The organism is Haloactinopolyspora alba, from assembly GCF_003014555.1.
Taxonomy (GTDB): Bacteria; Actinomycetota; Actinomycetes; order Jiangellales; family Jiangellaceae; genus Haloactinopolyspora; species Haloactinopolyspora alba.
Genome location: NZ_PYGE01000005.1, coordinates 1 through 18,906 on the forward strand (window position 1 = coordinate 1; position 18,906 = coordinate 18,906).

The 18,906-nt window shown below is 68.5% G+C and carries 16 protein-coding genes and 1 pseudogene; 8 read left to right on the plus strand and 9 right to left on the minus strand.

Annotated features, from left to right (window positions below):
* Window positions 1–289: 289 nt before the first annotated feature.
* Window positions 290–700: a VOC family protein gene (locus CLV30_RS08335; protein WP_106536761.1), complete on the plus strand. Its 411-nt coding sequence runs from the start codon at window positions 290–292 to the stop codon at window positions 698–700.
* On the opposite strand, the gene CLV30_RS08340 is transcribed toward CLV30_RS08335, so the two are convergent.
* Window positions 681–1,367, minus strand: coding sequence for a helix-turn-helix transcriptional regulator (locus tag CLV30_RS08340; protein WP_106536762.1), 687 nt, complete (start codon window positions 1,365–1,367; stop codon window positions 681–683). The genes CLV30_RS08335 and CLV30_RS08340 overlap by 20 nt on opposite strands.
* 60 nt (window positions 1,368–1,427) lie before the next feature.
* Window positions 1,428–1,979 carry a MarR family winged helix-turn-helix transcriptional regulator gene (locus CLV30_RS08345; RefSeq protein ID WP_106536763.1) on the minus strand — a complete coding sequence of 184 codons (552 nt, stop codon included), beginning with the start codon at window positions 1,977–1,979 and terminating at the stop codon, window positions 1,428–1,430.
* 68 nt (window positions 1,980–2,047) lie between these two features.
* Between CLV30_RS08345 and CLV30_RS08350 the strand changes: the two genes are divergently transcribed.
* Window positions 2,048–3,337, plus strand: coding sequence for an amidohydrolase family protein (locus CLV30_RS08350; RefSeq protein WP_106536764.1), 1,290 nt, complete (start codon window positions 2,048–2,050; stop codon window positions 3,335–3,337).
* Here the strand turns inward: CLV30_RS08350 and CLV30_RS08355 are convergent.
* The 3 genes from CLV30_RS08355 to CLV30_RS08365 form a co-directional block, all read right to left on the minus strand.
* Window positions 3,291–4,154: an isocitrate lyase/PEP mutase family protein gene (locus CLV30_RS08355; RefSeq protein WP_106536765.1), complete on the minus strand. Its 864-nt coding sequence runs from the start codon at window positions 4,152–4,154 to the stop codon at window positions 3,291–3,293. The genes CLV30_RS08350 and CLV30_RS08355 overlap by 47 nt on opposite strands.
* Before the next feature lie 112 nt (window positions 4,155–4,266).
* Window positions 4,267–6,168 carry a BNR repeat-containing protein gene (locus CLV30_RS08360; RefSeq protein WP_165358622.1) on the minus strand — a complete coding sequence of 634 codons (1,902 nt, stop codon included), beginning with the start codon at window positions 6,166–6,168 and terminating at the stop codon, window positions 4,267–4,269.
* Window positions 6,169–6,548: 380 nt separating this feature from the next.
* Window positions 6,549–7,523, minus strand: a complete 975-nt coding sequence (locus CLV30_RS08365; protein ID WP_211300026.1) for a LacI family DNA-binding transcriptional regulator — start codon at window positions 7,521–7,523, stop codon at window positions 6,549–6,551.
* Between the two features lie 345 nt (window positions 7,524–7,868).
* Here CLV30_RS08365 and CLV30_RS08370 point away from each other — a divergent pair, with 345 nt between their 5' ends.
* From CLV30_RS08370 to CLV30_RS08385, 4 genes are all read left to right on the plus strand, one after another.
* Complete coding sequence (locus tag CLV30_RS08370; protein WP_106536768.1) at window positions 7,869–9,215, plus strand: extracellular solute-binding protein; 1,347 nt, start codon at window positions 7,869–7,871, stop codon at window positions 9,213–9,215.
* A 148-nt stretch (window positions 9,216–9,363) separates the two neighbouring features.
* The gene (locus tag CLV30_RS08375) at window positions 9,364–10,212 is read left to right on the plus strand and encodes a carbohydrate ABC transporter permease (protein ID WP_165358621.1); all 849 of its coding nucleotides are present in this window, start codon (window positions 9,364–9,366) and stop codon (window positions 10,210–10,212) included.
* Entirely contained in the window at window positions 10,209–11,033 is an 825-nt protein-coding gene (locus CLV30_RS08380) for a carbohydrate ABC transporter permease (protein ID WP_129711009.1), read from the plus strand. The genes CLV30_RS08375 and CLV30_RS08380 overlap by 4 nt, the downstream gene beginning before the upstream one ends.
* Before the next feature lie 304 nt (window positions 11,034–11,337).
* A complete protein-coding gene (locus CLV30_RS08385; protein ID WP_106536771.1) occupies window positions 11,338–14,139 on the plus strand; it encodes an alpha-L-rhamnosidase in 2,802 nt (933 codons plus the stop codon).
* A gap of 41 nt (window positions 14,140–14,180) precedes the next feature.
* Here the strand turns inward: CLV30_RS08385 and CLV30_RS08390 are convergent, their stop codons facing one another.
* Window positions 14,181–15,242: a saccharopine dehydrogenase NADP-binding domain-containing protein gene (locus CLV30_RS08390; protein ID WP_106537003.1), complete on the minus strand. Its 1,062-nt coding sequence runs from the start codon at window positions 15,240–15,242 to the stop codon at window positions 14,181–14,183.
* Window positions 15,243–15,322: 80 nt separating this feature from the next.
* Here CLV30_RS08390 and CLV30_RS08395 point away from each other — a divergent pair, with 80 nt between their 5' ends.
* On the plus strand, window positions 15,323–15,901 hold the full coding sequence (locus tag CLV30_RS08395) for a TetR family transcriptional regulator (RefSeq protein WP_106536772.1): 579 nt from the start codon (window positions 15,323–15,325) through the stop codon (window positions 15,899–15,901).
* On the opposite strand, the gene CLV30_RS08400 is transcribed toward CLV30_RS08395, so the two are convergent.
* The 3 genes from CLV30_RS08400 to CLV30_RS08410 form a co-directional block, all read right to left on the minus strand.
* A complete protein-coding gene (locus CLV30_RS08400) occupies window positions 15,898–16,551 on the minus strand; it encodes an NAD(P)-dependent oxidoreductase (RefSeq protein WP_106536773.1) in 654 nt (217 codons plus the stop codon). The two genes, CLV30_RS08395 and CLV30_RS08400, sit on opposite strands and share 4 nt — an antisense overlap.
* 144 nt (window positions 16,552–16,695) lie before the next feature.
* Window positions 16,696–17,112, minus strand: a complete 417-nt coding sequence (locus tag CLV30_RS08405; RefSeq protein ID WP_106536774.1) for a VOC family protein — start codon at window positions 17,110–17,112, stop codon at window positions 16,696–16,698.
* 3 nt (window positions 17,113–17,115) lie between these two features.
* Window positions 17,116–18,489 (minus strand): FAD-binding oxidoreductase, encoded by a 1,374-nt coding sequence (locus CLV30_RS08410; protein WP_106536775.1) that lies wholly within the window; start codon window positions 18,487–18,489, stop codon window positions 17,116–17,118.
* A gap of 224 nt (window positions 18,490–18,713) precedes the next feature.
* Between CLV30_RS08410 and CLV30_RS08415 the strand changes: the two are divergent.
* Window positions 18,714–18,902 (plus strand): annotated as a pseudogene (locus CLV30_RS08415) (response regulator transcription factor); the annotation flags it as partial.
* Between the last annotated feature and the right edge of the window lie 4 nt (window positions 18,903–18,906).

Genomic DNA, 18,906 nt, shown 5'->3' on the forward strand with positions numbered 1-18,906 from the left:
CCCGGACACCACGCCGCATCACGCTCCACCAACGAGGCCGGCAACGGCGCATCGGGCGCATCGACCCAGGCGTCGACGCCCCACCCGCCCGGACCGTCGTCCGGCGCGTCGACTCCGTCACCCCAACCATCGATCATGCAACCCACGCTATCAGACACGTGTTCGAATCACCAGTCATGGACAGGATCGAGTGTCGCACGTCGAGTACCGTTCTCCGGCGCCGCGGGCACCGCCCTCATGTCCGATCCGTTCAAGACCGGTCCGCTGAAACGGCGCTAGCGTGAGTGGCATGAGCACACCACGTTTCGCAGCTGTCGGCATCGTCGTGGCCGACATGAGCCGTTCGCTCGCGTTCTACCGGGCCCTCGGTCTGGACATTCCCGCTGAGGCGGACAACGCGCCGCATGCCGAGGCCAATCTGCCCGGCGGTGTACGGCTGCTGTTCGACACCGAGGAGACCGTCCGGTCGTTCGACCCGGACTGGAAGCGCCCCGACGGCGCGCAGATGGGGCTGGCGTTCGAGTGCGACGGCCCGGCGGAGGTCGACAAGGCGTACGCGGACATGGTCGACGCCGGGTACGAAGGACACATGGCGCCGTGGGACGCGTTCTGGGGGCAGCGCTACGCCACCGTGCACGACCCGGACGGCAACGGCGTGGATTTCTTCGCGCCGCTGCCGGTTACGTCAGCAGGGTCGTGAGCGTCACGCCGGTGAGCGTCCGTACCTCGCGGGCGAAGTGGGCCTGGTCGGCGTACCCGGCCGTGATCGCGGTGTCCGCGGCTGCGCTACCGCTGCGGCACAGTTCGAGTGCGCGACCGAGCCGGAGGATGCGCGCGTAGGTCTTGGGTCCGTAGCCGACGGCGTCGAGGCAGCGCCGGTGCAGCTGGCGGGTACTGAGCCCGACGTCGTCGGCGAGCGTGCCCACGGCGGCGTCGCGAGCCAGCCGGTGCATCAGCGCCGCCACCAGCGGGTCGGGTGGGTCCGTGCGCCGCAGCCGGCCGACGACCGCCGCTTCGAGTTCGGCGCCGGGTCGGGACGCGGCCGCCAGGCGTTCCTCCAGCCGGCGCACGTCAGCGGGCTCCCACACGTGGTCGAGCGGCACCTGCTGGTCGCGGACGGCGTGTGCCGGGACGCCCACGGCGCGCGGTCCGACGCCGGCGCCGAAGCGAAGCCCGACGTAGTCGGCGTCGTACGTCCAGTACGCGACGTGACCGGAGGTGTCGGGCCCGGCGATCAGGAGGCGGCCGTCGTGCCAGAGGATGTCCATGCAGCCGTCGGGAAGCACCCGATGCGCCTCTTCGCGCGCGGCGGTGCGTGCCGACCACACCACTGTGTGGCGCACGGCCGACGGACGCTCCCGGTACATGTCACCAAGAATGCCAGGGCGCGCCGACAGTGCCGGAGTGCTCGCCCTGTCCAGCGCGGTTCACGTCACGCTCTGCGGTCGTGTCGCGCGCGCCGGAGGCGGGGTGGGCTGGCGCGGAGCCTCCACGGCGGCGGACAGGCGCCGTAGCGCGTCGGTGGCCACCCGGACGTCTTCGTCGGCGGCGCCGGCGAAGACGTCACTGTGCGCCGCGGTGCTGGCACGTACGGCCCGTTCCGCGAGGCGCGCCCCTTCCTCGGTGAGCCGGACCCACGAACTCCGGCGGTCGTCCGGATCGTCCTCACGTTCCACCAGCCGGCGACCGACGAGCTCGTTCGTGACGTTGCTGGTGCCGCCGGACGACATCAGCAGTGACGAGCTCAGCTCGTTCGGCTTCAACCTGTGGGGTGGCGGGCTGCGACGCAACGCCACGAGTATCTGGAACTCCGCCACGGTCAGGTCGAAGTCGGGAAGGATCCGCCGGCTCGCTTCGTCCAGATCGGCGGCGAGCACGATGATCCGCTTCGCCAGTTCCGATGTCGGCGCCAGGGCCTCCGGGTATTGCGCGCGCCAGTCGGCGAGCAGTTCGGCGACCCGATCGCGGTGTTCCGTCATGGCTTGAAGAATAGAACCCTTCGTGATTAGCTTTTCAAAAAGCTTTCTAATGAACGAAGGTGACGCACATGCCCACCGACCGCTTCCTGATCCGCAACGGCGTCGTCATCGACACCGAACCCATGCCGCACGTGCGTCCCGGCGCCGAGGTCCTCGTGGAGAACGGCCAGATCGCCGCCGTCGGCCCGAAACTGCCCGACGGCGGCGCCACGGTCGTCGACGCGACCGACCGCATCGTGCTGCCGGGTTTCGTCGACACTCACCGGCACACCTGTCAGACGGTGCTGCGCAGTATCGCCGTCGAGACCGACCTGGCGAACTATCTCGACCTGGCGGTGCGCCGGTTGGCCCCGGCGTTCACGCCTGACGACGTCGGTGCCGCGAACCTGGTCGGTGCGCTCGAATGCCTCGACAGCGGCATCACGACGCTGCAGGACTTCTCACACGTGCAGTACACGCCCGAGCACACCGAGGCCGCGGTCACCGCGCTGCGATCGGCCGGGATCCGGTCGGTCTTCGGCTACGCGTTCCCGGTGTTCGACGCCGACGCTCGCAGCCCCGAGGGGGTACGGCGCGCGCGGAGGGACCTGCTCGCCGACGACACCGACCTGGTGACGCTGGCACTGGCGCCGAACGGGCCCTCGTTCGGGTCGATGGAGCTGGCCGCGGAGGACTGGCGCCTCGCGCGTGAGCTGGGCGTGCGCCTGACCACGCACATCGACAGCAATGAGACGGTTCCCCGTCCGGTCGCTGCACTGCGCGAGCATGGCCTGCTGGACGGCGACACGCTCTATGTGCACGGAAACACGCTGGCCGACGACGAACTCCGACTGATCGCGGAATCCGGTGGCGCGATGTCGATCGCACCGGCAGTGGAAGCGCGGATGGGCCACGGCCCTGCCGTGGTCGGCCGGTTGCGTGCCGCCGGAGTCACGACCGGGCTGGGCGTCGACGTGGTGACCACTGTGGCCGGCGACATGTTCTCGTTGATGCGGGCAACGCTGCTCAGCGGACACGACGCGGGCCACACCGACCTCAGCGCTGCCGAGGTTCTGCGGATGGCCACGCAGGACGGGGCCGATGCGGTGGGGCTCGGCGACAGGGTCGGCTCGCTGCGGTCGGGCAAGCAGGCCGACCTCGTGCTGCTGCGCGCGGACGACGTCAACCTCGCCGGCGGCCTGCACGACCCGGTCGGGGCGGTGGTGACGGCGGCGCACCCGGGCAACGTCGACACCGTCCTGGTGGCGGGTCGACCGGTCAAACGCGACGGCCGCGTGACCGGCGCGGACCTGGCCAAGGCCGTCGACGCCGCTACGCGTTCGGCGGAGTCGCTGGCCGTTCGAGCATCAGCGCGTTGAGCTCGCCATAGCTGAGGTGGTCGTCGATGCTGGTGTACGTGCCGGTGTCGAACAGTTCGCGGGCGCTGCGACGCACGACGGCGTACGCGGCGCCGGTGACCGCCGAGCCGAGGCTGACCCGCGCGACGCCGAGCGCTGCGAGCGTCGCGACGTCTGGAGCGCCGGGACCGGCGAGGATGTTCAGCGGAGCGTCGATGCTGCGGACAAGTGCACCGACTGTGTCCGGGTCGGTGACGCCGGGCACGAAGACGCCGTCGGCGCCGGCGGCGATGTACGCGGCGGCGCGTTCCAGCGTGTCGGGCAACCGGTCGCCGGGCTCGCCGACCGACCGCAGGAACGCGTCGGCGCGGGCGTTCACGTACAGCGCGCCCCCGGCGTCGTCGGCCGCGCGCCGGGCCGCGGAGATGCGCTCGGCCTGCTGCTCCGCGGGCCGCTGCGCGCTGGGATCGGCCGGGTGCACGTCCTCGATGTTGACGCCGACGGCCCCGGCGGCGACGACGTCGCGAACGGTCCGGGCGACGTCGTCGGGCGTGGCGCCGAAACCGCTCTCGATGTCCGCGGTGACCGGGACGTCGACGGCGGCGGCGATGCGTTCGGCGGCGGCGAGCGCGGCGTCGCGGCCGATGTGGTCACCGTCCGCGACGCCGACGCTCCACGCCACCCCGGCGCTGGTGGTCGCCACGGCCGGCGCGCCGGCGGCTTCGACCAGTCGGGCGCTGGGGACGTCCCACGCGTTCGCCAGTGCGAGCGGCCGGCCCGGGCGATGCAACGACCGGAACAGCCGAGCTTTGTCCTGCAGCGTCGTCATGCGGGCCATTCCAGCACCCGGCACCGACAACGTCCGGCGGGTTACGGACGCGGACCTGAGGTACTGCACGCCCCGACACTCTTCCGCACCTCGGGTGCCCCGCCCGTGCGAAGGATCGAGGTCAGCGCATGAGATAAACCTCGAGCGTACTCGGCTCCGGATGGGGTGGGGGCCACGGCTGGTCGCCGTTGCTGCCCCGGCTCTCCCAGCGCAGGAGATATCGGCCGTCCTCGGATTCTCCGTCATCCCATCGCCGACGCGTGTGCATCCCCGCGAAGTCGGAGCGGACCTCGGTGATCTCCGCGGGCAGTTGCGGTGTGTCGACCTCGGCGATCGGGCGGAGGGCAGGACTCAGAATGAACGTCCGCTTGTTGCCCTTGCAGATGAAGTCGAAGCGGATGTTTCCGTCGGGGAGTGGCTCCGGGGCGGTCGTGATGACCTGGGTGATCAAGGTGCCATAACCGGCGACGAGCCAGCGGCCTTTCCATTGGCTGATCTGGTGACTGACCCAGCCCCTGTTCTCGTAGCGGGCGATGTAGACCTGAGTGTTCCCCTCGTGGTCGTACTTGTTGTAAGCGATCAGTGCGCGGCCCCGACCGTCGAAGCCGATGTCGCTGTTGCCGTTGAGAATTCCGCCGTTCATGGGGATCGGATCGACGATGTCGCCGGCACCGTAGGTCATCGGCAGGCTGATGGGAGTTCCGTCGGCGCGATACCAGTTCTCCAGATCGGGGCTCTTGGCGTAGCTGAGGAGTGCGTTCGTTGCCGCGTCGGGCGTATCCCGCCACACCCAGGCGATGTGGAAGTTGCCGTCGGGCCCCAGGACGGGGCGTTCGACGTAGGCGTTGCGCCGGCCCTCTCCGTCGTGCAACGGCGTGTCGAGCAGCCGGGACCACTGTGTCGTCGCGGGGTCGTAGACGTTGTAGAGATCCACGCCGTTCCCGCTACCGCCGTCCCGGTACCGGAACACCAGATCACCACTGGCGTTCTGGAAGAACTCCGGATAGGTCACCTTCAACTCGGTCGCTGCGTCGACCATCGTCGTCACGCGTGTCAGGGACGTCACGTCCGCGGGCCTGGTGGTGCGGAAATAGACGAGCGGGTCTCCGTGCATGTTGCCGGAGACGTGCAGGTGGCCGGCGGAGTCGACCGCCATGGTCACGTAGTTGTGGCTGTCCCAGCCGAGGACGGAGTCCAGCGACTGGGTGGTCCACTCGTCGGCGCCGAGTTGGCGATGCGCAACGGTCATCCGGCGGTCGGGGTCGTAGTAGCCGACGTACTGGTCCGTGCCCGAGGTCAGCAGGGCCTGCCGGACCGGATGGCCGGACCAGTTCAGGCCGACGACGCTGCTCTCGACCACGCTGTCGTGGGTGTCCGGGAGGGTGTAGTCACTGCCCTCGAAGGGGATGTACTGCAGGGGGCCCGGGTCGGGCGCCGACGATTCGGGGACGGACGTCGTGCCCCTGGCCCGATCGACCGAGATGTGCCCAGCGTTGGTGTAAACCCCCGCCTGGCCACCACTGAGCAACGTGTCGAGCGGAACGACCAGGTCGTTGTCGAGAAGCGACGTTCCCTCCTCCTCGATCGATACGTGGAGGACCCCCAGGCTCTTCGATCCCACGGTGATCGTGTAGTCGTGGTCCTTGACGACCGGGACCGGCCCGCTCGCGAGCAGACCGTCGTCGGCGACGTGCGACTCCGACATCTGGAGCAGTTGCCAGTGCGGCGGGCGAGACCCGTCGCGGGTCACCACGCGCAGCACGTAGAAGTTCTGCGTGCCGTCACCATTCTCGGAGACGTTGACGGCGACGCCGTACCAGTAGTCGTCGCGTAGGCCGCGAATCGTGGCTGAGACAGTGAAACGCCGGCCGAGGGCGAAGCCTGCGCGTACCGCAAGCCGTTCACCCGGGCCGGAGGGTGAGATCAGCCGGTGGTCAGAGATGGTCCAGTCGCCCCGGAGGATGTTCCAGTCGGCGCCGGGGCCACCATCGGCTCGCGCGAAGTCGTCCTCCCAATTGTGCACGGAGCTGGGCGGAGACGGTGGGGTCGTTTGGCGCGGTGCGGCGAAACTGGTGGCAGGGGATGCTGTGGTGAGGATCGCCGCGCCACCGATCTTCAGAGCGCTTCGACGAGTCGGCTTCATGGTCGAGTCACATCCTTGTGTTGACAACGGGTTGATCGCCGTAGCGGGCCGGAATCGCTTGAACGTTTCAGACATGCTGGATGGGAACCCCTGACTTCCGCATGCATGTCGTTGGGTGAGTGCGGTTCACGGGCCACCGCTATAGCTGTGCCCAGCGCGTCAGCGAACGATGGTCCGGAAAACTGGTCCTAGAACGATTCAGACCGGGACGCTATCGAGTCGATACCGGTGAGTCAAGGGTGGTGACCGCCGGCCTCGGGCTACTGCACGGTGCTGTGACGAACCACGAGCTCGGGCGCGAGCAGCGAAGTCGAGTGGACATGGCCCGGCTCACGTTCTGCGCGAACCAGGCGGATGGCTTCGGCCGCGATCGCGCTGACCGGCTGGCGGATCGTGGTGAGCGGGACCGACGACGTCTGCGCCTGCGCGATGTCGTCACAGCCCATGACGGCGATGTCCCCGGGTACGCGCAGGCCGAGCTCCAGGACGGATTGCTGCAGGCCGATCGCCAGTTGGTCGTTCGCGGCGAACACGGCGTCCGGGCGCTCGGAAGGTGGTCGAGCGGCAATCTCGCTCCCCGCGCGACGACCTTCGAGGATGGTCTGGTCGAGCGTATTCAGGCGGTCCACCTGAACCTCACCGAGTTTGTCGCAGTAGGACTCGAGCCCGGACCAGCGGTCGCTGACCTGGTTGGTCGGACCGCCGAGGAAGGTGATGCGACGGTGGCCGGACTCTACGAGATGCTGGGCGGCCAGGGCCCCCGCGCGGTACCCGTCGAGGCCGGTGAGGCAGAAGTCGCCGGACTCCATTCCGGATCGGCCGAGGACGACGATCGGCATACCGCGCTGGTGCAGGAGCTGCAACCTGGTCGTGGGAACGTCCTGCAGGGCAAGTAGCATGCCTTCGACCCGCTGACGCTCGAAAAGGCTGATGTAGCGCTCTTCGCGTTCGGACTCCTGATCGCTGCTGCCAAGGATGACGGTCAACCCTGCGGCCTCGGCGGCGACCTGGCAGGCGTGCGCCAGCTCGGCGAAGAACGGATTGACGAGGTTCAGCACGACCATGCCGAGCGTCGTCCCACCGCCACGTTTGAGCTGGCGTGCCAGTTCGTTCGGGACGTAACCGAGCTGGTCCATCGCCGTGCGCACTCGCACCATGGTGTCCGGGGCCACATGATCCGGGCGGTTCAGCACGTTCGAGACAGTTCCGATCGAGACGCCGGCGCGATCGGCCACATGCTTGAGCCCCACAGGTCGCGGCATACGGTGCCTTCCTTCGTTGTGGCCTGGAACCGACAAATGAAAGCTTTAAGGTGCGTTCCCGACTGGGCCAACGGTACCTGACAGACGGACGGGAGTCGGACACCTGACTCCCGTGGTCAGCGGCTTCTGTCGGCGACGAGGAGGCTGCTCGCACGCTGAACGAGCCGAGGGTTCGGCAGTTGACAACGTCAGGGTCCGACTCTAGCGTGCGCTAGAACGTTTCATTCGACGCCGTCGGGGCCTTGGATGCGCTGTGGCCCATAGATGCACGAACCTGCGTGCCCATCGATCCATCAACGATGAGGAGAGAGTGCAACCATGAGTATCCGTATGTCGCGTGCGACATTCCTGCGGGCAGCCGCCGGTGCCGGTCTTGGTGCGTTCGTCGCCTCCGGCTGTGGCAGCGAACAGAACAACCGTGGTGGGGCAGGCTCGGTCGAGGGCAGCCACATCATCCTCCAGACCATCACCGCGCTCGAGCCGAACTTCAAGAAGTTCGCCGAGGCCTACACGAAACAGTTTCCGGACCGGACCGTCGAGGTGCGGGCCACCACCGACAGTCCGCCGGACTATGCCCAGCAGCTCGCCACTGCCCGGATGAGCGACAGTCTCCCGGACCTGATGTTCAACGTCGATTTTCTCGCCGACACCCTGGCCGACAACAACGTCACGCTCGACCTGGCCCCAGGCATCAGCGAGGGCAAGCTGGGTTCGCTGACGATCGACGACTTCATCGACCGCTTCGTCGGGCAGTACCGGCCGCTCGGCGCCGACGACCAGATCACGGGACTGCCGGTCAGCGCCGACTCGTCCGCGTTGTTCGTGAACAGGACGGTGTTCGATGCCGCAGGCGTGAGCGAACTCCCGACCGCGAGTTCGAGTTGGGAAGACCTGTACGAGCTCGCGCGGCAGATCCACAACAACTCCGACGGGACGTACCTGGGGATGGAACGCCCGCTCGACAACGGGGCAAACCGACTGGTGTACGGCCCGGTTCTGCGAGCATTCGGAGCCACGATCTATGACTTCGATACGAACAGCACCGACATCGGTAGTGGTGCCGCGCTCGATGGGTGGCGCTTGTTGCTCGACTCCTACGGCGACGTGTCGACGCCGTACTCGGCGAAACCACAATCGGATCCGGCGGAGCGATTCGATTCCGGGAACGTCGGGATGGCGGTCATGTCGAGTGCGAACGTTCCCGGACTTCGCGGCGCGCTCGAGGGGCAGGACTGGGACGTCGTGCCGATGCCGGAGATCAACGGTCAGTCAACGGCCGGCGGTGGTTCCTACGGGCTCTCGATCGCCCAGACCTCGCCGAATCAGGACGCGGCCTTCGCGTTCCTCGCCTGGTTCTACGACTCCGACGGCGGAATGAAGGTTGCTCAGGAGGTCGCGAACGCCATTCCGCCGACTCTGGAAGGCATCAAGAACGGCGCCTGGCGCGAGCAGACCCCGCCCGAGAACATCGCCGTGTTCGCCGAGTCGGCGCAGTCGGCGGAGCTGGGCGGGCGGTTCCCCGGGAAGATGCAGAGCCAGGTCTCCCAAGCACTGGTGACGGCCGCTCAGCAGGTCTTGCTCGAGGACCGTTCGATCGACGACGCCTACGGAGAAGCGCAGGAGACCATCAACACCACACTGAAAGAGGAGTCGGGGGACAGTTGATGGTTCCGTGGGACCTGCGCCGGGCCACTTCACCACGTGAAACGGCCTCGCTCGAGGAGCGTCGATGCCTAGCGTGACCAAGCGACGCGAACGCGGACCGCGAGCTCGTTCGGGGACCACGTACCGGCGTCACGACAGTGCCGTGGCCGTGGCGTTCCTGTCCCCCGCCATGATCGGCTTCACCGTCTTCGCGGTGCTGCCGGTCCTCGGGGGACTGGCGCTCGGGCTGTTCGACTGGGACCTGTTCAGTACGCCTCGGTACGTGGGTGCACGCAACTTCGTGCGCCTGTTCAGCGACCCGACCATGTGGCAGTCACTCTTTGTCACGCTGCAATTCTTGCTGCTCGGTGTGATACCGACCGTTCTGCTCGGCTTCATGCTCGCCGTTCTCGTGAACTCGAAGTTGCCCGCGGTGCCGGCGCTGCGGCTGCTCTTCTTCGTGCCGATGATCGCGTCGTCGGCAGTGACGGCCCTGGTGTGGGCGATGCTTTACAACGAGCGCCAAGGGTTCGTCAACCAGGCGCTGGGAGTCATCGGGGTCGACGGCCCGAACTGGTTGTCGGACACCTTCTGGGCGCTCCCGGCGCTGGTGATCGTCATGATCTGGAGTGCACTTCCGCTGGTCATCATCCTGTATCTCGCGGGGCTGCAGCGGGTGCCGGACGACATCTATGCGGCCGCCTCGCTCGACGGGGCAGGTCCTTGGCGTCAGCTGTGGTCGATGACCTGGCCCAGCGTCTGGCCAACCACAGCTCTCGTCCTGGCGTTGCAGGCGATCGGCTTCCTGAGTGGTTCGTTCGAGATGGCGCTGCTACTGACCGACGGCGGCCCCTTGGGAACCACACAGAGCCTCGCGCTCTACGCCTACCGGGTGGCCTTCAACGACCTGAACTTCGGGTACGCAAGCGCGTTGTCGATGTTTCAGCTCGTCGTCTTCGCAGCCATCGTGGGCATCGTCCAGGGTGTTCGCCGCACTCTGCGAAAGGGAGGACTGTGAGTCGTACAGCATCTGTGCTGCTGCGGTATCTCGCCATCGCGGTGATCGGGCTGTTGATGGCAGTTCCGCTGCTGTTCATGCTCTCGGGCTCGTTGAAGTCCGCAGCCGAGGTGTCGCAGTTCCCGCCGTCCTTGCTGCCGTCCGTCCCGATCTGGCAGAACTTCGCCGACGCGTGGGAGTTTCTCACCCCTCGTGTCGTGGTGAACTCCTTCATCTTCGCGTTCGGCGTGATCCTCGTACAGCTGGCGATTTCCATACCCGCGGCGTTCGCCCTGGCGAAGATTCCCTTTCGGTGGACGGGACTCATCCTCGGGGTGTTGATCATCCCCCACTTCGTTCCGGGGAACCTCTCGCTCATCCCGCTGTATGTCATCACCAATGAGCTGGGACTGCTCAACACCTACGCCGGAATGATCCTGCCGATCGGTGGGCAGTGTGCGTTCGCAGTGTTGCTGTTCCGGCAGTTCTTCGTCACTCTCCCGAAGGGGTTGACCGATGCTGCCCGTCTCGACGGGGCCGGGTGGTTTCGCGTGCTGACCTCGATCACGATGCCACTGGCCGGCCCGGCAATGGCCACCTACTGTTCGGTCACCTTCTTGACGGCCTGGAACATGTACATCTGGCCGTTGCTCGCTGCACCAGATCCTGCTCATCGGGTCCTGAACGTGGCACTGGCACCGCTCGCCTCCGGCTCCAACGTGCAGATCTCGCCCGCTGTGGCGCTGGCCGGCGCGGTTATCGCGATGCTTCCGGTGCTGCTCGTGTTCGTCGTCTCCCAGAAGTGGTACGTCAAGGGGGTGGCAGGGACCGGTATCGACTGAGCTGACCGGCACGAACGCCCGGCGGGACGGGCACGTCCCCGGGGCCCGGCCACCGTGTGCCCGCCGTGGTGATCCTGCGGTCCATGCGCTGAGCTCGATCGCCGGACGAAGCGGCCATCAAACGACGACGGCAGCCAGTGACGACTGTTCTTTTCCGTGAACGTGCCGTTGATGAAGCCGATCGTGGCGACCGTGATCGTGGTGCAGCCGGCGCACATCTTCGCCAACCGTCAAATCGTTGCCGGCAGGAGCTCCGGCGCCGTCAAAGGCTGAAATAGCCGAAGCCATTTGGAGTCACGTTCTTATGAGTTCTCGCGTCACCCGGGTGCGGGTGGAACGACGCAATGACGCCGCTTTGGCGGAGATCCCGGCACCTCGGCTGAGCTGGGTGGTGGAGTCCGAGCAGCCGTGGCAGCAGGCTGCGGCCGAGGTGCGGCTCGACGGTGGCGAGCCGGTCCGGATCGACACCGGTGAGTCGGTGTTCGTGAACTGGCCATTCGCGCCGCTGGCCCCGCACGCCCACCACGAGCTGCAGGTGCGGGTCACCTCCATCGAAGGCGTCACCACCGACTGGTCTGAGCCCGTTCCGCTGCGCAGCACGTTCCTGGCCGACGGTGACTGGCAGGCCGCCTACATCGGCCTCGCCGAGCCGGACGGCGAAGCGTGCCCGGGAAGGGCGCGTACCGAGGTCGAGCTCCCGCAGGGTGTGCGACGGGCGATCTTGTACGCCACCGCTGGTGGTGCGTACCAGGTGAGCATCAACGGCGCCGACGTGGACGACGCGGTGCTCAAGCCAGGGTGGCGCGATTACCACGAGCGGGTCGTGCACGAAGCCACCGACGTGACCGGCCTGGTACGGGCTGGTGCGAACGCGATCGGGATCCGGTTCGCCGGAGCCTGGTGGACCGAGGAGCTCGGCTTCCAGGCCAACGGTCGCCGGATCTACGGCGACCAGCCGATGGTCGCGGCACAGCTGCACGTGGAGTTGGTGGACGGCTCGACCCAGGTGATCGGGACGGACGGGACGTGGCGCGCGGCCGCTGTCGGGGAGGTGACGGCGAGCAGCATTTACCAGGGCGAGGCGATCGATGCCCGGCGTGCGCTGCCGGGCTGGGATCAGGTGGGCTTCGACGACGCACGCTGGCCGGCCGCCTCCGTGGCTCGGACAGACCTGGTTCCGGAAGCGGACCCGGCCGAACCGGTGCGGCGCACCGGGACGCTGGAAGTGGCGGAGGTCATCGCGACGCCGTCGGGCAAGACGATCCTGGATTTCGGCCAGAACCTGGTGGGCCGGCTGCGGGTGCGGGTGCGGGGCCCGGAAGGCCACGTCATCACGGTGCGCCATGCGGAGGTGCTCGAGCACGGCGAGCTCGGGGTGCGCCCACTGCGGTACGCGAAGGCGACGGACACGTTCACGTGCTCAGGTGGCGAGGACGTCTTCGAGCCGGAGTTCACCTTTCACGGGTTCCGTTACGCCGAGATCGAGGGCTGGCCCACGGAGTTCGACCCGGACCTCGACCCGGCTGCGTTCACCGCGGTGGTGGTGGGGTCGGACATGCGGCGCACCGGGTGGTTCGAGTGCTCGGACGAGCGCGTGAATCGGTTGCACGAGAACGTGGTGTGGGGGATGAAGGGCAATTTCGTCTCCATCCCGACCGACTGCCCGCAACGCGATGAACGCCTGGGCTGGACCGGAGACATCCAGGTGTTCTCTCCGACCGCGGCCACGCTGTTCGACTCCGACGCCTTCCTCACGTCGTGGTTGCGAGACGTGGCACTCGAGCAGACCAGGGCCGGCGGGGTCTGCCCGTTCGTGGTGCCCAACGTGCTCGGCCCGCCGGAGCCTGCCGCGGCATGGGGCGATGCGGCGACCGTGGTGCCGATGGTGCTGTTCGAACGGTTCGGTGACCGGGCGGCACTCGCCGATCAGTACCCGTCGATGAAGGCGTGGGTGGACGTGCTGGTGACCCGCGCCGGCGAGCGACTCCTGTGGGAGGGCGGCGCCCAGTTCGGCGACTGGCTCGACCCGGCCGCACCGCCGGACCAGCCGGGTGGCGCTCGGACCGACTCCGACATCGTGGCGAGCGCGCATCTGGTGCGTTCCGCCTTGGTGCTGGCCGAGGCGGCCACCGTGCTCGGGCACACCGAGGACGCCGCTCACTACGGTGACTACGCCGAACGGGCGCGGCAGGCGTGGGTCCGCGAGTACGTCACGGGAGGCGGCCGGATCGTCTCCGACTCGCAGACCGCGTATGCGATGGCCATCGCCTACGGCCTGGTGGATGCCGAGACCACCCGGGCGATGGGGGACCGGCTGGCCGAGATCGTGCGCCGGGACGGGTACGTGATCGGGACGGGGTTCGTGGGCACGCCGATCATCGCCGACGCGCTGTGCTCGACCGGGCACGCCGGTGCGGCCGGACGGTTGCTGCTGCAGACCGGTGTTCCCTCCTGGTTGTACGCGGTGACCATGGGGGCGACCACCATCTGGGAGCGGTGGGACTCGATGCTCCCGGACGGCACGATCAACCCCGGCGAGATGACGTCCTTCAACCACTACGCCTTCGGTGCGGTCGCGGACTGGCTGCACCGTCGGGTGGCCGGGCTCGCGCCCGCAGCCCCGGGTTATGCGAGGCTTCGGATGGCGCCGACCCCGATCGAAGGGCTCGAGCACGCATCCGCGCGACAGGAGACCCCTTACGGGTTCGCCGAGTCCGGGTGGGCGGAAACAGGCAAGGGCATCCTGCGGGTGCACGCCTTCGTCCCGGCCAACACGACGGCGCAGGTCGCTCTTCCAGGCCAGGAGTCCTTCGAGGTCGGGCCGGGCAGGCACGAGTGGGAGGTGCCGGACACGCGCCGGAGCGGGTCCATCGGATCGATCGGGTGGGACACGCCGCTCGGTGCCATCGTCGACGATCGCCGGGCGCATGAAGCCCTGCTTGCCGAAGCGTCGGTTCTCGACGCCGGCCTCGGTGACCGGCTGCGTCGGAAGACCGACTGGCGGGACGGGCAGCATCTGGAGACGACCCTGCACGGAGTTTCCGATGAGGTCCGCGATCAGATCCCGACCATGTTCGAGCGGGTGAACGCAGCGCTCGGTCGCTAGTCGCCTGGGCGCCGACACACCTTCCGGCCGCGGCGATCGGATCACCCTCGATCCGTGACCACGAACTCGGCGCCGGCGGCCAGGGCCACCTCGGGGCCGAAGAGCCCGGCCGGGGTGAACGCACCTGGGCGGCCCTCGCCCTTGGCCAGGCGCCGGGCCACCTCGGTGACGGCGCCGACCGTGAACGTCATGCCCTCGCCGGTGCGCAACCAGCCCTCACGCACACGACCGGACGGCCATTCGACTCGGGCTCGGCCCCAGGACGATCGGCGCGGGCGCTCCTTGGCCGTGGTCATCTTGATGCGGGCGAGCCGCCGAGTGGCGAAGCCGGCCAGGCCGGGCAGCCGCAGCACGCCACCGATCGCGGGCATAGCCGCTCGGACGACCGGGTTGGCCGGAACGAGCGCCGAGGCGCCGATCACCGACGCAGCACCGCTGGCCTGCCAGGCCGCAAAAAGCTCACCGCTGCCCAGCGAGCCGGTGGTGACCACGTCCCCGTCGGGGGTGGTCAACTGCTCGTCGGCACCGCCGGCTCGAGCACGCACCATCCGGCCCCGCCGCACCTCGCGGCCGCCGTCGACCAACTCTTGCACGATGGTGGCGGCCAGGGCCTCACCGAGGACGCCGGGTTCGATCGCGACTGACGCGACGGCGTCGACGCGTACTCGCGAGGGCGTTTCGTCGGCCTCCAGCAGGTACAGCAGGATGCCCTCGGTCGCGAGCACGCCGAACCCCACCCCGGAAACCAGCGTGCGACCGGTCGCCGCCGCCTCCCGATCCATGCGGTGGAGCAGCTGGAACGCGCTCAGTTCGTTGGCGACGTCGACGTAGTGGGTGCCTGGCGGACAGGCACGCGCGACCTGCGGAGCCGTGACCGCGAACGGGCCCACCGTGTTGATCACGACGGTCGGCGCCTCGGCGGCCAGCTGCGCGCAGACCTCGTCGAGCGAGCCGGCAACCGCTCGGGCGTCCGGACTCACATGGTTGAGCCGCTCGCGATCGCGGCCGGCGACCACCACCTCGGCGCCCGCCTGTTGCAGGTGCGCCACCACGTTGCGGCCGACCCGTCCGGTCGCGCCGAGCACCCAGATCTCACCGGTCATGTTCGCCTCCATAGTGATGACATGTCGTGTCATCACTATGGCACAGTACGACACGACGTGTCATCACTAGAATGCGCCGCATGGGTCGATGGCAGCCGGGCGCGCGAGAACGGCTCGAGCGGGCCGCGCTCGAGCTGTTCCTCGAGCGGGGCTTCACCGAGACCACCGTGCCGCAGATCACGGCGCGGGCCGGGCTCACGACCCGGACGTTCTTCCGGTACTTCGCCGACAAGCGCGAGGTGTTGTTCACAGGCGAGGAACTGGTACCCGAGCGGGTGGCACACCTCATGGCGCAGGCCCCGCCGTCGCTCGGCCCGATGGAACTGATCACCGAGATCCTGACCTCGAGCGCGGCCGAGATCCTCGAGCGCCGCGACCTCGACTACGTGCTGCGCCGACGGGCCGCGATCGACGCCGAACCCGCCCTGCGCGAGCGCGAGCTGCGCAAGTTCTCGCTGCTGTCCGAGGCCCTGGAGCAGGGATTCCGCGACCGTGGCGTCGACGACCTGACCGCCCGGCTGGCGGCCGAGGTCGCCGTGAGCACCTTCCGAACAGCGGTGACCCGCTGGCTCGACCAGCACGGCGACCCCGACCTGCCGGCCATGATCAACCAGACCCTGTCGGCCATGAGGCGCTTGACGAGTACGCCATCGGCTTAGTGGCAGAGGTTGACCTGTTCCCTGTGGTGCTCGCCCTTCTCGATCAGGTCGACGAGTCCGAGGGCGTAGTCCGCGGCGGAGATCGCGCCGCCGTCCTCGGGCTGGACCGCGACCTCGTCGCCGAGCCGGTAACGGCCGAGGTGCTCGGCGGGCATCTGGGCGCCGAACCTGAGCGCCGGGCTCACGTAGACCCAGTCGAGTGTCGCTGGCGTGGCCGGGAGATCCTCGACGATGAACGCCGCTCCGTCACGGATCTCAGCGTGCAGCTCCTCGGGGATCATGCTGAAGTGGCCGAGGTCGTCCACGAAGCGATCCGCGCCGGGTGCCGGCCGCAGGGACGAGGCGCCGCCGACGATGTACAGGCGTACGCCCGCGGGGTCGGCCACCCGCGCGATGGTGCGGTGGACGTCGCGGGCGTAGCCGACCGGGCCGCGAGGGGCGATGGCGTCCACAACGATGTCGAAACCCTCGATCGCCGCCGAGAGCGTTGCTTCGTCGGTGGCGTCGCCCTGGACATAGGTCACGTTCGGGATGGGTGCGTCGGGGCGCGAGCGGCTCAGTGCGGTGACGTCGTGACCGCGAGCAGCGGCCTCCGCGGCGATGGCCGAGCCGGCGTAGCCGGTGCCGCCGATGACGGTGATGCGAGACATGAGCTGCCTTTCTACGGGACGAAGTGGCGTCGGACGAGCCACTGAGATCACCGTATGAGAGCAACTCTCCAACGGGAAGTAGGCACTTTGTGGTAACCACCCGGTCCGAGTCGGTGCCCTGGTTGCCGGTGCCGGCTCGGGAGGTCACTCACCCGCAAAATCCGCGGCCGTGATCCCGTCGGCGTGACCCTCCGGCCACTGGACGAGTTCGATCAGGTAGCCGTCGGGATCGTGCAGGGTGGTCACCAGGGGCTCGTCCGGTCCGGCGGTCGGCTCGGCCGGGTCGGCGTCGATGCCGTGGGCGGCCAGTGCGGCGATGGTGGCACGCAGGTCGTCGACCTTGATCGCGAGGTGGTTGAACCCGCCCACCGCTTGGACGGGACGCGCCGGGTCGTGCACCAGCTCGACCGTGACGAAGGGGTCGTCCGGCAGTTGGAGCATGGTCAGGCTTCCGAACGGGGTCTCGGGAACGCGGCCGAGTTCCGTGTAGCCGAGCGCCTTGTAGAACGCGAGTGATCGGTCCAGGTCGGTGACCCGGAGTCCGGTGAGGAGGGTGCGCACGGGTCACCTGCCTGACGGCGAGACGTTGTGGTTCAGGTGGAACACGTTGTCGGGGTCCCATCGGTCCTTGACCGCGGTGAGCCCGGCCAGCTTGTGCTGAGGGTAGGCCCGACCTACGCCCTCAATGCCCTCGTCGGTGAGGGCGTTGACGTAGGCGCCGCTCGCGTACGGCTCGATGGTCGCGCCGTACCGCCGTGCGGCGGCGATCCGGCCGTCGTCCTCGCCGGAATCGCCCCAGCGCGAGGCGGAGACGAACTCCACCAGCGCATCGCGATGGCTGAACGCCGTCTCGTCGTCGCCGACGTCGGCGATCGCTCCGCCGTAGGCCTGAAGGGAAGCGTTGGGCAGCAACTCACCCGAGCCGTCCGGAGTGCCCCGGAGCAGGAACGCCTCGATGGCCTCGTCGGGGAGCTCGCGCAGGTAGTGGCCCTTCCAGTAGCGACGCCAGGCGTGCCCCTCGACGTCGTCCTCGAGGCGCTGAAGGTCGACGTACGCATGCTCGGTGATGCTCCGATCGACGGCTGTGCCGATCGCCGCGAACTGGCGTTGCAGGTCCCGACTGCCGTCCGGGTCACCGACCCAGACGAACCCGAGGCTCGCGCGCGGCCGGTCGCCGTCGGTGCCGACCCAGGCCTTCAGCGTCGCCTGTCGCGGGGCCGACTCGATGAGGTCACGCCAGCGCCTCAGGGCCTGAGCCGCGTCGTCGAGGGTGAACCCGTACGCGGCGACGACCGCCTGGCCGGCCACCGGATGCAGCCGGAACTCGAACTCGGTGACGACGCCGAAGTTTCCGCCGCCACCGCGCAGCGCCCAGTGCAGGTCACCGTTCTCGGTCGCACTCGCCGTGACGGTCTCGCCGGTCGCCGTCACTACTTCGAACGACTCGACGTTGTCGCAGCTCAGCCCGAACTGCCGGGCCAGCCAGCCCATACCGCCCCCGAGGGTCAGCCCGCCGACACCGGTGTGGGAGACGTTGCCGGCGGTGGTGGCCAATCCGTACGGCCGGGTCGCCTGGTCAAGCGCGCCGAGCAATGCTCCGCCCTGAATCCGGGCGCGCCGGGCGGCCGGATCCACCGTTACTGCGTTCATCGGGGTGAGGTCGAGCATCAGGCCGTCCTCGGGCACCGCGTGGCCGATGACCGAGTGGCCACCGCCCTTGATACCGATCTCCAGGTCGTGCTGGCGCGCGTAGCGGATCGCCGCCGCGACGTCGTCCCTGCCCGCACACTGCACGATGACCTTCGGCCGGCGGTCGACCATGGCGTTCCAGAGGGATCGGGCACCGTCGTATCCGTGTTCGCCGGGCACGAGGACCCGTCCGGCGATGGCGTCGTCGATTGTGGCCGTTGCCGCTGTGGTGGTCGTTCGTCGGGACATGGCACTCCCATCGTCCGGTTCAGCCGGCGGCGATCCGGAAACGCGGCCGGATGAGCCCAGAACGATACTGTGTGGCCGCGACGAGCTGGTGCGCAACGCTCGTGACACACTAAGCCCCTCGTCAGTCCCCGGCGCCGATGGCGTCGACCGGCCGGGTCCGCATCGACGCGCGGGCCGGAACGGCGATCGACAGCACGCCGAGCAGCGCCGTCGTGCCGACGATCCCGAGATACGGTGAGGTGCTGGCGCTGATGGCCGAGGGCCGGGGCAACACCGAGATCGCGGAGACGCTGGTCGTCAACGAGACGGGCGTCAGCAAGCACATCCGCAGCATCTTCGCGAAGCTCGGCCTGGAGCCCAGCGACAGTGGCCACCGCCGGGTGCTCGCGGTGCTGGCGTACCTGCGGTCCTGAGCCG

Coding starts and splice junctions, on each gene's coding strand:
- CLV30_RS08335 (WP_106536761.1), top strand. CDS start 290: ATGAGCACACCACGTTTCGCAGCTGTCGGCATCGTCGTGGCCGACATG.
- CLV30_RS08340 (WP_106536762.1), bottom strand. CDS start 1,367: ATGTACCGGGAGCGTCCGTCGGCCGTGCGCCACACAGTGGTGTGGTCG.
- CLV30_RS08345 (WP_106536763.1), bottom strand. CDS start 1,979: ATGACGGAACACCGCGATCGGGTCGCCGAACTGCTCGCCGACTGGCGC.
- CLV30_RS08350 (WP_106536764.1), top strand. CDS start 2,048: ATGCCCACCGACCGCTTCCTGATCCGCAACGGCGTCGTCATCGACACC.
- CLV30_RS08355 (WP_106536765.1), bottom strand. CDS start 4,154: ATGGCCCGCATGACGACGCTGCAGGACAAAGCTCGGCTGTTCCGGTCG.
- CLV30_RS08370 (WP_106536768.1), top strand. CDS start 7,869: ATGAGTATCCGTATGTCGCGTGCGACATTCCTGCGGGCAGCCGCCGGT.
- CLV30_RS08385 (WP_106536771.1), top strand. CDS start 11,338: ATGAGTTCTCGCGTCACCCGGGTGCGGGTGGAACGACGCAATGACGCC.
- CLV30_RS08390 (WP_106537003.1), bottom strand. CDS start 15,242: ATGACCGGTGAGATCTGGGTGCTCGGCGCGACCGGACGGGTCGGCCGC.
- CLV30_RS08395 (WP_106536772.1), top strand. CDS start 15,323: ATGGGTCGATGGCAGCCGGGCGCGCGAGAACGGCTCGAGCGGGCCGCG.
- CLV30_RS08400 (WP_106536773.1), bottom strand. CDS start 16,551: ATGTCTCGCATCACCGTCATCGGCGGCACCGGCTACGCCGGCTCGGCC.
- CLV30_RS08410 (WP_106536775.1), bottom strand. CDS start 18,489: ATGTCCCGACGAACGACCACCACAGCGGCAACGGCCACAATCGACGAC.